The organism is Intrasporangium sp. (assembly GCF_051961875.1).
In the GTDB taxonomy this organism is placed as follows: Bacteria; Actinomycetota; Actinomycetes; order Actinomycetales; family Dermatophilaceae; genus Intrasporangium_A.
On record NZ_JBQCCV010000146.1, the window covers coordinates 1 to 11,106 of the forward strand.

The window sequence follows — 11,106 nt, forward strand, 5'->3', positions numbered from 1 at the left end:
CCCCCAACTATTCCGCTTCTTCAACTCGGTGGGTGTTGATGTTCCGGTTGTAATTTGTGTAACTATTATTTCGGCGGTCACCTGGTGGCTCCAAACCCCCGACGACACCCAGCAACGCCTGGGTGTCGTCGGGTGCGCCTCACAGCGATAGCGAACGTCGGCGGTTCGTGAGCGGCTGTCTCGGCTGCTCAGGCCGGAACTCTTCGTCGCGCACCCCGGCGCCACGGGAGCGACGACTGTGGCCTCGATGCCCGCGTCACTGCGCGCGCGGCACGCCGACCTGCTCAGACCTGCTCAGGCGTGACCTGCTAGGCCGAGAGGGCCCCGAGCATGCGCTCGGCGACGGGCCCGGACGAGGCGGGGTTCTGGCCGGTGTACAGACTGCGGTCGACCACGACGTGCGGGGCCCACGGCTCGCCCTCGACGAAGTCGCAGCCAAGCTTGACCAGCCGGTCCTGCAACAGCCACGGAGCCTTGTCGGCGAGCCCGACCTGCGACTCCTCGGCGTTCGTGAAGCCGGTCAGCCGAAAGCCCGAGAACGGCGAGGTCGCGCCGTCGGCCGCGGTCGCCAGCAGGGCGGCCGGGGCGTGGCAGACGATGCCCAGCGGCTTGCCCGACGCGAGTGTGGCGGTGAGCACCGCGGCGGAGGTCCTGTTCACGGCCAGGTCCTCCATCGGGCCGTGGCCGCCCGGGTAGAACACGGCGTCGTAGGTGGACACGTCGACGTCCTCGAGCTTCAGCGGGCTCTGGAGCTGGCTGATGCCCTTCAACGCGGTCCGCATCTCGTCGGCGCCCTCCTGGCCGCCGTTGACGTCCGGCGCCAGGCTGGCCTCGTCGACCACGGGCTGTACGCCGCCTGGTGTGGCCAGCACGACCTCATGGCCGGCGCCGGTGAAGACACGGTAAGGCGCAACGAGCTCCTCGGCCCAGTAGCCGGTGGGGTGCTCGGTTCCGTCCGACAGGGTCCAGTGACGCGCGCCGGTGACGACGAAGAGGATGGTGCCCATACGGCTGCTCCAGAGGTAGACAGGGATTCCTGATGGTTGTGCCCGCTCAGCGCTACAGGGAAGCGCCGACGGTTGTACGGGCTGTGTGACCTAGAGCATGGCGCGAAGGCGGCCTGCGCACATGGCCCAAGGGGTCCCCGGCCGCACCGCACGATCCGGCCCCTGCTGGAAGGTGCGGCGCCTGGGCGTTGAAGTCTCGGCGCAGCGGGGCCGTCACCGGCGCATGGCCCTGCGCAGGGTCGTGCTGCGCTTGACAGGTGGAACCGTGGCGGCGGCCAAGTGGAGCTGCGGTGGGTCCCGGCTCGACCAGGGCGCACCGCAGGGACGGACGTCTGACCGTGCTGCTGCTGGTCAGAAAGGACAGTGCAAGTGAATATGACCCCGAAGAGATCCGTCGAGGCCCAAGAGGCTCCGAATCATGAAGCGAGGTGACGAGCCCGCGGCATGGTTGGACGTCCAGGTCGAAGGAGCCTGCGACGCCCCGGAAAGCGGCAGACCGCCTATCTGGGTCTGGAGTGCGGGCCAGTCAACGGAAAGCCGTGGAGGAGTAGTGGCTCAAGGTCCCAACTACGTTGTTCTGCAGGTCGTACTCAAGGAGAAGTTCTTGGGCACGGGCTCGGGGAACCTCACCGAGTTGGAGAAGGCGATCAACGAGCAGGCCGCAAAGGGGTATCGCCTTCACACCATCAGTACGGTCGCGTCCGGCAGCAAGGGCTTCGGTGGCGGGGACCGAGTTCAGGCCACCATGGTGTTCGAAGCGATCTGAGCCGCTGCTCAGGCGGGGAAAGGCACCCGCTGCTCGCTGTCCGCACCAGAACCGAGTGGCATGGGTTGGGTCGGACAACCCGTCCGCTTGCAGTTCCAACCCCTGGCCGGGTTCGCTTCGAGCGTCCCCGGGACAGCCCTAAGTGCCGCCTGGCCCAGCTGCACCCGCGACTTCAGGATCAAGAACGCGAGGTCGGACACGGCGAATCGAGCCACTGTGAGCAGCTCGCACCGAGCACGCCTCCGCCGATTCAGCCGGAAGGCTGGACGACGCGCTCGTGCTCCGCGCCCGCGACTGGGCCACCTCACTCGCTCTCGTCCTCGTCCCGCACTCGCCGACGCGCCGCTGCTCGACCGCATCGGCCACGCCACCCTCGCTGCCGTGCTCGCCGACTGACCGACCCGGCTCACAGCAGCCGGCACCCACCGCCGATACCCGACGAGTCGGTCCTACTGACCGCCAGGGGCCGGGCTTCACTCGGCTCCCACCCTGCACCAGACTCCGGCACTCAAGAGGGCGTCCGAGCGGGCTACCGGTCCGACCCGGCTCGCTGCGTCCCGCCCCTTTCCCAGCAGAGTCGGGGCGCCGACCACCCGTGGCAGATGAGCCTGGTGGTCGCCTCTCGCTAGTCTAGGTGGGCCCAGCAGAGGGCTTCGAGCAGCCGACAGGGAAGAGGCTTTGTGACCGACTTTCCCGAGATCGTCGTCATCGGCAGCGCAAACGTCGACCTGGTCAGCTCAGTCACCTCCCTGCCTCGGCCAGGTGAGACGGTGCTGGCATCGGCTTACGCTGAATATCCAGGGGGCAAAGGCGCGAATCAAGCGATCGCGGCAGCACGCCTGGGACGCCGGGTCGCCATTGTCGGACGGGTAGGTGACGACCCGCTCGCCGAGGTGGTGCGGGGGGCGCTAGCCGGGGAAGGCGTCGATGTCCGCCGCCTGCAGACCACCTCCGGCGTCGCCACCGGCCGGGCGTTCATCGCGGTCGACGCGCGGGCCGAGAACTCGATCGTGGTGGTCCCCGGCGCCAATGCAGCCCTGACTGCGGAGGATGTGCGATCGCAGCACGAGATCGTTGCGCATGCAGAGGTCGTGGTGGCTCAGCTCGAGGTTCCTCGCGAGGCAGTGCTTCAGGCAGCATCCTTGGCAGAAGGGCGATTCGTCCTCAATCCCGCGCCGGCGGTGCCGCTGGAACCGGAGCTGCTCGCCATGGTCGACGTGCTGGTGGTCAACGAGGGCGAGTTCGAGACAGTGACCGGTACCGCGGTGCCGCAAGAACCCCAGGCCCTGGTCGCGATCCTGGCCGCCCGACCCCTCCCCTCGGACGTCGTCATCACGCTCGGCGGGCGTGGAGCGGCGGTGTGGCAGGACGGCGTGCTGAGCATCGTGCCTGCGCCGACCGTCGACGTCGTCGACACGACCGGCGCGGGCGACACGTTCGTCGGGGCCTTGGCCGATGCCATGGTCCGCGGACTTCCGCTACCGGAGGCGGCGCGCTGGGCGGTCGTCGCCGCGTCGATCTCCACGCGTTCGGTCGGCGCGACCGGCGGGATGCCCAGGCGTGAGCAGGTGGCGGAGCTGATGGGCCCGGAGTCGCCTGAGCCTCGCGACGGCTGACGCGGCGGCCCGACGGGCCGCCGCGTCACCGTCCGGCATCGGCGTTCAGTCCACCGAGTCTTGCAGGCTCTCTAGGAAGAGCACGTAGGCGGTGGCGCCGGGGTCGGGGTGACCAGACCCGCGCTCACCCACCCAGGCCGCCCTGCCCCGTCGCCCGGGTCGGTCTCGGGTCTCCTCCACGCCCCTCTCCGCAGCCGACACCATGGCGGGCAGCGGGTTGCTCGGGCTGTCGTGAAGCGCGTCCAGGCTCGGCGCGAGCGCATCGAGAACGGTCTTGTCACCGAGCTCGGCCTTGCCACGCTCGGCGATCCGCGCCATCGCTGCACGACCCACTCGCTCAGCGAGCTCGACATCCCACTGTGCGGCGTCCCCGGCCTCCTTCGACGCCGCCAGCAGGCCGGCACCCACGAGAGCAGCCATCGTCGACGGGTTCGCCTTGGCGAAGGCTGCGCCGGCGGTGCGCAGCAGCGTCCCTACCGTCTCGGGCGGGCTCTCGGCGAGAGCCTGACGCACCGCCTCCGCTCCCTTGTCCACCGTGATGCCGAGGTCGCCGTCCCCCACCGCGGCGTCGAGGTCGCGTAGCGCCTCGCGGTGCCCCGACAGGCTCGCGAGGCTCTTGTCCAGCACGACAACCAGTTCCTGCAGCTCCATCGTGCGCCCCACTCTCACTGCTGGAAGAACGGCGAGGACGCCGGCGCGTCGAGTAGCTCGGTGAGGTCGTCGTCCAGGCGCATGACCGTGACCGAGGCACCGGCCATCTCCAGACTCGTGGCGTACTCCCCCACGTAGCGCCGGTGGATGTCGACGCCGATGTCCGCGAGGCGTGTGTGCACCCGGCGGTAGAGGAGGTAGAGCTCCTCTAGCGGCGTGGCCCCCAGACCGTTGACGAGGACGGCTACGCGGTCGCCCGCGGTCAGCTTGAGGTCCTCGACGATGACATCCAGCATCCGGTCCGCGACCTGGTCGGCGGGCTCGAGCGGCCCCCGGTGCTGGCCAGGCTCACCGTGGATGCCGATGCCGATCTCCATCTCGCCGTCGGCGAGCTCGAAGGTGGGCTTCCCGGCAGCAGGGAGAATCGTCGGCGAGAGTCCCACGCCGACCGTCCGTGTGCTGTCGACCGCCCGCTGAGCCAGCTCCGCGACGGTCGCCAAGTCGTCGCCGCGCTCGGCGGCCGCGCCCGCCACCTTGTAGGCGAACAGGAGCCCCGCCACCCCGCGGCGATCGCTGCGGCGGTCCGGCGGCGCGCTCAAGGCGTCGTCGGTGACCAGCACCGTCTTGGTCTCGATGCCGTCGAGGTCGGCCATGTCCGCAGCGAGGTCGAAGTTGAAGACGTCGCCTCCGTAGTTGCCGTAGAGGTAGAGGACGCCGGCACCGCCGTCGACGGCCTTGGTCGCGTCGTACATCTGCTCAGAGGAGGGCGAGGAGAACACGTTGCCCACGGCCACGCCGCTGCAGAGCCCGGAACCGACGTAGCCGAGGAAGGTGGGCAGGTGGCCCGACCCGCCGCCCGTCACGATCCCCACGTGGCCGGCCACCGGGGCGTCGGCGCGCACGAGGGCACGACGGTCGTCGGAGGCAGCCTTCAGCCGGTCGGGGTGCGCGAGCAGCAGGCCGTCGATGACCTCGTCGACGAAGTCCTCAGGGTCATTGATCAGCTTCTTCATCAGGGAACGTCCTCCGTGGTGGCACGACTCCAGAGGTCGTGCGGTGAGCGAACGGGTGGGCCGAGCAGGAGCGACCGGGCAGCCGCGACGGCCCGGTGCTGCGCGCGCAGCCTCGAGGCGTCAGGGAGCGAGTCGATGTCGACGACGTGCGCGAGCCCGACGATGCGTCGGACCAGCTCGGTGGCGGCGTAGCGGGCGCTGTCTTCCAGCAGGTTGCTGAGGAAGATCTCGTCCCAGGGGTGGTCCTCGGGCCAGATCAGCCGGACTTCCTCGCTCAAGGCGCCCCAGAAGTCCATCAGGTACTCGTCGACCTGGCCGGCGAAGCCGTCCCCGAGCTCCTGGTGCGCGATGGCCGAGAAGGCGAGGTTGGCCACGACGTTCCCGGTGTCGTACCCCATCGGCCCGATGAAGGCGAACTCCGGGTCGATCACCCTGGCATCCCCGTCCGCAACCATGATCGATCCGGTGTGCAGGTCGCCGTGGATCAGCGCCTCGTGCCGCGTGCGGAACTCCCACAAGAGCTGGGAAGCAGCGCGACGCATGGCGGCGTCCCCTCGGAGGGAGGCGGCCAGCTCGGCGGCGGCGTCGTCGACGCGGTTGGACTCCGCGGCGGTGTACGGCGCCGTGAAGACCAGCTCCTCCGTGATCGCGCAGAGGTCCGGGTTGACGAACCGGGTGGCCAGCCGCTTGCGGTCAGCCGAGTCCATGAGCAGGTCGCTGGTGCCGAGCAAGGTGCGCGCGCAGTAGCGGCCCATCTGCTCGGCCACCCCGGTCACGTGCACTCCGGCCACGAGCTGGGTGCGCCACACCTGGTGGCCACGCAGGTCCTCGAGGACCATCGCCGCCCGGTCCAGGTCCACGGCCAGCAGGGCCGGGACCCGGTCCGGGGCCAGCTCGCCGTGCAGCGCGAGCGCCTCGGCCTCGATCCGGACACGATCCTGGGAGAGCGGCCAAGCGTCCCCGACGACCTTCAGGTACGGCGGGGCATGCTTGACGATGACCGAGCGGCCCCCGCCGCTCACCCGGTAGACGACGTTGAGGTTTCCGTCACCGATCTCTTCGGCCGTGGCGGGCCCGTCGCCCAGGTGCGGGGCAGCGAGCGCGAGGGCCAGCGAGTCGTCCAGCGTCTCGGGCACCGCGCTCACCCGGCCGCCGCGAGCCGCCGCTGGTTGAGCGCGTCCAGCAGTACGGCGACGAAGATGACGAGGCCCTGGATGAACTGGGTCCAGAACGGGTTGACGTTGAGCAGCGTCAGGCCGTTGTTGATGACGCCGATCAGCAGCGCACCGATGAAGGTGCCGATGAGGCTGCCTCGGCCGCCGAACAAGGAGGTGCCGCCGATGACCACAGCTGCGATGACCTGCAGTTCCAGGCCGGTGGCCGAGGAGGACAGTGCGGAGTTCAGCCGCCCTGCGAGGACGATGCCCGCCAGTCCCGCGCACAGACCGGCGATGACGTAGACGCTGAAGATGACGCGCTTGACCGGGATGCCCGCCAGACGCGCCGCCTCCTCGTTGCCGCCGACGGCGTAGACCTGCTGACCGAAGCTGGTGCGGGTGAGGACGAACCAACCCACCGCGAAGACGATGACGGTGATCACCACCGGAGCCTGCACCCCGGCGATCTTCCCGTTGCCCAGGAAGGTGAAGGAGGGCGGGAACCCGAAGATCGTCTGACCCTGCGACACCTGCTGAGTGAGGCCTCGCCCCATGGCGAGCACAGCCAGGGTGGCGATGAACGGCGTCAGCCTCAGCGCGGTGATCGAGAAGCCGTTGAACGCGCCGACCGCCGCGCCGACCAGCAGCGCCACGAGCAGCCCGCCCAGCCCGCCGACGTGCGCCTCCTTCATGGCCCAGGCGGCCACCATGCCGGACAGCGCCACGTTCGAGCCGACGCTGAGGTCGATGCCGCTGGTGATGATGACGAACGTGCCGCCGACAGCGGCGATCCCGACCACGGAGATCTGAACCACGACGTTGAGCAGGTTCGACGTGGTCAGGAAGCTGTTGGTCGACACCGCGAGGACCGCGCACAGGACCAGCAGCGCCCCCAGCAGGGGGCCCACCCCGCTGAGCAGGGACTCCACCCACGGGCGCTGGTGGGCCCTGCGTCCGGAGATGTCTTCCCGAGCAGACCGCTCCTGCAGGTCAGCCTCGGGGTGCAGAGCGGCAGGAGCAGAGGAATTCTCACTCATTGGCTTTGTCTCTCTCACTTCCCGGACGTGGCCCAGCGCATGACGGTCTCTTGATCTGCTTCCTCGCGGGTCAGGGTGGCGACGACCCTGCCCTGCCTCCTGACGACGACGCGGTCGGACATGCCGAGCAGCTCGGGCAGCTCCGAGCTGACCAGGACGACGGCAGCGCCCTGCTCGGCGAGACCGAGCACGTGGGCGTAGATCTCAGCCTTGGCTGCGACGTCGATGCCCCGGGTCGGTTCGTCCAGCAGGATCACCTTCGGTCCGGTGCCGGTGACGCGCCCGAGGATGACCTTCTGCTGGTTCCCACCCGAGAGCTTTCCGACGGGCTGCCGGAGCCCGGAGGCCCGCACCCCGAAGCGCTTGACGACGTCCTCCCCGAAACGCCGTCGCGCCGCGAAGTTGATGACGCCGCCGCGGCTGACCGAACCCAGGCTCGAGAGCACGGCGTTGTTCTCGATGCTCGCCTCGAGCAGCAGCCCCTCGGCCTTACGATCCTCGGGCGCATAGACGATCCCGGCACGCAGTCCGTGCCGGGTCGAGCGCAGCGGGACCGGCTTCCCCTCGACCCGCACCTTGCCGGAAGCGGGCGGGTAGGCCCCGGCGATCGCCTTGAGCAGCTCGGTACGGCCCGCGCCCGCGATGCCGGCGACGCCGACGATCTCGCCGGCGCGCACCGTCAGTGAGGCGCCGTTCAGCCGTGGAGAGCGCTGCAGCCCCTCGACCTCGAGCACCACCTCGCCCACCGGCCTCGGCCGCCAGGGGTACATCTGGTCGAGGTCGCGGGCCACCATCGCCCGCACCAGCGAAGGCTCGGTCCAGTCCGCGATCGGGCGGGTCTCGACCGCGGACCCGTCCCGCATCACCATCGCCGAGTCGCAGAGCTCGAAGATCTCCTCGAGGTGATGGCTGATGTAGATGATCGTCAGGCCCTGCGAGCGCAGGTCCCGGACGACCTTGAACAACGTCAGGATGTCGTCGTGCTGCAGCGCGGCGGTCGGCTCATCCATCACCAGGATGCGTGCGTGCCGCGCGAGCGCCTTCGCGATCTCGACGAGCTGGCGCACGTTGAGCGGAAGGGCGGACACCCGACGGTCCGGGTCCAGGCCCGTCAGCCCCACCTGGCTGAGCACGCCGCGCGCCTCGCGCGCGGCCCGGGCCCGGTCCAGGACCCCTCCGCGGGCGGGCATACGGCCCAGGAACAGGTTCTCGGCCACCGTCATGTCCGGGACGAGGCTGAGCTCCTGGTAGATGACGGCCACGCCGGCGTCGATCGCCGCCGCGGGGCCGGCCGACAGCGGCCGGCCGTCGACGAGCACCGTTCCGCTGTCTGCGGTGTACGCGCCCGCGAGGATCTTCATGAGCGTCGACTTGCCAGCGCCGTTCTCGCCGACCAGCCCGAGCACGTGCGACTCGGGCACCTGCAGGCTGACGCCCTTGAGCGCACGGACGCCGAGGAACGACTTGCTGACGTCGCGCATCTCCAGTCGCGCAGAGGTCATTCGATGCCCCAATCGTGGAGAGCTGTGGTGGGGACCGGGGCTCTCCGGGGCGCGCACCAGCGCGCCCCGGAGAGACTCGATCACTTGACCTCGGCCGACCAGATCCCGTAGTCCTTGACCTCCTGCGAGTCGATGTTGTCCTTGGTGATGAGCTGGCTCGGCCAGTAGTCGTGGGCCGGGACGCTCTTGCCGTCGACCATCAGGTCCTTGATGTAGCTCATGGACTTCTCGGCCATCTTGATGGGGTTCTGGCTGATGGTCGCGTCCTGCTTGCCGTCGCGGATGGCCTGCAGAGCCTGGGCGGTCCCGTCCAGACCGATGATGAGGATGTGGTCCTTGCTGCTCGGCGGCGCGTAGCGGTTAGCCGAGTCGATGGCCCGCAGCGCGCCGACGGTGTTGTCGTCGTTCGCACCGAACACGGCGTCGATCTTCGGCTGCGCCTGCAGGATGTTCGTCATCACGTTCAGCGACTTCTCCTGGTCGAAGCCGCCCTCCTGCTTGGCGACCACCTTCAGACCCGGATACTTGGCCAGGCCGGCCTGGAAACCGTCCTCGCGGCCGGCCGCCGCCGTGGTGCCGACGAGCCCGACGAGGTCGACGACGTTCCCCTTCGCCTCGCCGTAGCGCGCCTTGAGCTGGGTCGCGATCCAGTCGGCGGCCTCCTCGCCGGCCTTCTTGTTGTTCGTCTCCACGAAGCACGTGATCTTGCCGCCACTGGCCCCACGGTCCAGCGTGAAGACCGGGACACCCTTGTTGTTGGCGGCCTGCACCACCGGCGTGATGCCGTTGGAGTCGATGGGCGTGAGCACCAGCACGTTGACGCCCTGGTTCAGCAGGTTCATGGCGTCGTTGAACTGCTGCTGGGCGTCGCCGTTGGCGTTGGTCTCCTTGAGCTTGAAGCCCTCCTTGGCGGTGCCGTCCTTGACGCCCTTCTCCAGGCCGACGAAGAACGCGTTGGTCAGCGTCGGACCGGCGTAGCCGACGACGATGTCGGAGGCTTTCATCGTCTTTCCGCCGGCCGAAGCACCGGTGCTGCTGCCCGCACCGCCGCCGGTCCCGCTCGCGGTGGTGTCCTGGGAGCAGGCAGCGAGGCCCGTGCTCGCAGCGAGCAGGACTGCGGCCACGGCGGCACGCCGGGTAAGTCGACTCACGATTCACTCCTTGAGGTGATGGCGGGGGCAGCCTCCAGGACAGCGTTGCCAGGAGGAGTTGAGATGAGCTCGGTCAGAGACCGGCGCTCGGTGACGATCGCGGACACCAGGTCGACGGGGGTGACGTCGAAAGCCGGATTCAGAGCGCGGCTGCCGGGCGCGGCGACGCGCTGTCCCCCGTGCTCGAGGACCTCCGACTCGTCGCGCAGCTCGATCGGGATGTCCGCGCCGGTGGCGGTGCTGCCGTCGATGGTCATCTCGGGCGCAGCGACCACGAAGGGGATGCCGGCGCGCCGGGCTGCCAGCGCGTGCCCCAGGGTGCCGACCTTGTTGGCCACGTCACCGTTGGCAGCGATGCGGTCGGCGCCGACGACCACCGCGTCCACCTCGCCCCGAAGCATCAGCCCGGCAGCGGCCGAGTCGACGACGACGCGGTGCGGGATCCCGGCGCGCTGGAGCTCCCAGGCCGTCAGCCGACTCCCCTGCAGCAGCGGGCGGGTCTCGCAGACGTAGACCATGTCCAACGCGGACGTGGCGTGCAGAGCCTCGATGACGGCCAGGGCCGTCCCGGTCTCCACGCCCGCGAGCGCCCCGGCGTTGCAGTGCGTGAGCACCCTGGTGGCACCGTCCAGAAGCTCGGCGCCGGCCCGCCCGATCGCGCGGTTCGCTTCGATGTCGGCGTCGCGGACGGCCAGGGCAGCTGCCACGAGATCGTCGACCGAGCCGCCTTGGCGGCGGACGCGCATCACCGTCTCGACTCCGGCACCGAGGTTCACCGCGGTGGGACGGGCCGTCGCGACCTTCACGGCGGCGTCCTCGAGCGTCGCGTCCAGGTCGGCACCGGACTCCTTGGCGCGAACGGCCGCGAGGGCCACTCCGAGGGCACCAGCGACGCCGAGCGCCATCGCTCCCCGGATGGCGAGCGAGCGGATGTGGGCGACGAGCTCGTCGACGTCGTGGATCCGGAGGAGCACCTCTTCATGCGGCAGTCGCGTCTGGTCGATGGCCACCACGGTCCCGTCGGACCAATCGAGAGTTCGCACGAGGCGTGATAGTTGTCTGACAACTGACGTCTGTCAAGATCTCCGGCTATAGTGATCGAGTCGTGATCCGGTTCTTCGTCGAGGAGACTTGAGGACGTGGTGGCACTCGGTGTGCAGGCCTCGCTTCCCCAGCAGGTGGCGGAGTCGTTGCGCGAGCGCATCA

At 69.5% G+C, this 11,106-nt stretch carries 10 protein-coding genes; 2 read left to right on the plus strand and 8 right to left on the minus strand.

Annotated features, from left to right (window positions below; translation table 11 throughout):
* Positions 1 to 308 precede the first annotated feature (308 nt).
* Positions 309 to 1,007: a type 1 glutamine amidotransferase domain-containing protein gene (locus tag ACTHJJ_RS08830; RefSeq protein WP_440302573.1), complete on the minus strand. Its 699-nt coding sequence runs from the start codon at positions 1,005 to 1,007 to the stop codon at positions 309 to 311.
* A gap of 418 nt (positions 1,008 to 1,425) precedes the next feature.
* On the opposite strand from ACTHJJ_RS08830, the gene ACTHJJ_RS08835 reads away from it, so the two are divergent.
* Positions 1,426 to 1,773 (plus strand): DUF4177 domain-containing protein, encoded by a 348-nt coding sequence (locus ACTHJJ_RS08835; protein WP_440302574.1) that lies wholly within the window; start codon positions 1,426 to 1,428, stop codon positions 1,771 to 1,773.
* A 680-nt stretch (positions 1,774 to 2,453) separates the two neighbouring features.
* A complete protein-coding gene (locus ACTHJJ_RS08840; protein WP_440302575.1) occupies positions 2,454 to 3,389 on the plus strand; it encodes a ribokinase in 936 nt (311 codons plus the stop codon).
* 45 nt (positions 3,390 to 3,434) lie between these two features.
* Here ACTHJJ_RS08840 and ACTHJJ_RS08845 read toward each other — a convergent pair whose 3' ends face one another.
* From ACTHJJ_RS08845 to mtnA, 7 genes are all read right to left on the minus strand, one after another.
* The gene (locus ACTHJJ_RS08845) at positions 3,435 to 4,040 is read right to left on the minus strand and encodes a DAK2 domain-containing protein (protein ID WP_440302576.1); all 606 of its coding nucleotides are present in this window, start codon (positions 4,038 to 4,040) and stop codon (positions 3,435 to 3,437) included.
* A gap of 14 nt (positions 4,041 to 4,054) precedes the next feature.
* Entirely contained in the window at positions 4,055 to 5,053 is a 999-nt protein-coding gene (locus ACTHJJ_RS08850) for a dihydroxyacetone kinase subunit DhaK (RefSeq protein ID WP_440302577.1), read from the minus strand.
* Complete coding sequence (gene mtnK / locus ACTHJJ_RS08855; protein ID WP_440302578.1) at positions 5,053 to 6,189, minus strand: S-methyl-5-thioribose kinase; 1,137 nt, start codon at positions 6,187 to 6,189, stop codon at positions 5,053 to 5,055. The genes ACTHJJ_RS08850 and mtnK overlap by 1 nt, the downstream gene beginning before the upstream one ends.
* 5 nt (positions 6,190 to 6,194) lie before the next feature.
* Positions 6,195 to 7,247, minus strand: a complete 1,053-nt coding sequence (locus ACTHJJ_RS08860) for an ABC transporter permease (protein WP_440302579.1) — start codon at positions 7,245 to 7,247, stop codon at positions 6,195 to 6,197.
* A 14-nt stretch (positions 7,248 to 7,261) separates the two neighbouring features.
* Entirely contained in the window at positions 7,262 to 8,749 is a 1,488-nt protein-coding gene (locus ACTHJJ_RS08865) for a sugar ABC transporter ATP-binding protein (protein WP_440302580.1), read from the minus strand.
* Between the two features lie 80 nt (positions 8,750 to 8,829).
* A complete protein-coding gene (locus ACTHJJ_RS08870; protein ID WP_440302581.1) occupies positions 8,830 to 9,900 on the minus strand; it encodes a sugar ABC transporter substrate-binding protein in 1,071 nt (356 codons plus the stop codon).
* Entirely contained in the window at positions 9,897 to 10,943 is a 1,047-nt protein-coding gene (gene mtnA, locus ACTHJJ_RS08875) for an S-methyl-5-thioribose-1-phosphate isomerase (RefSeq protein ID WP_440302582.1), read from the minus strand. The genes ACTHJJ_RS08870 and mtnA overlap by 4 nt, the downstream gene beginning before the upstream one ends.
* Between the last annotated feature and the right edge of the window lie 163 nt (positions 10,944 to 11,106).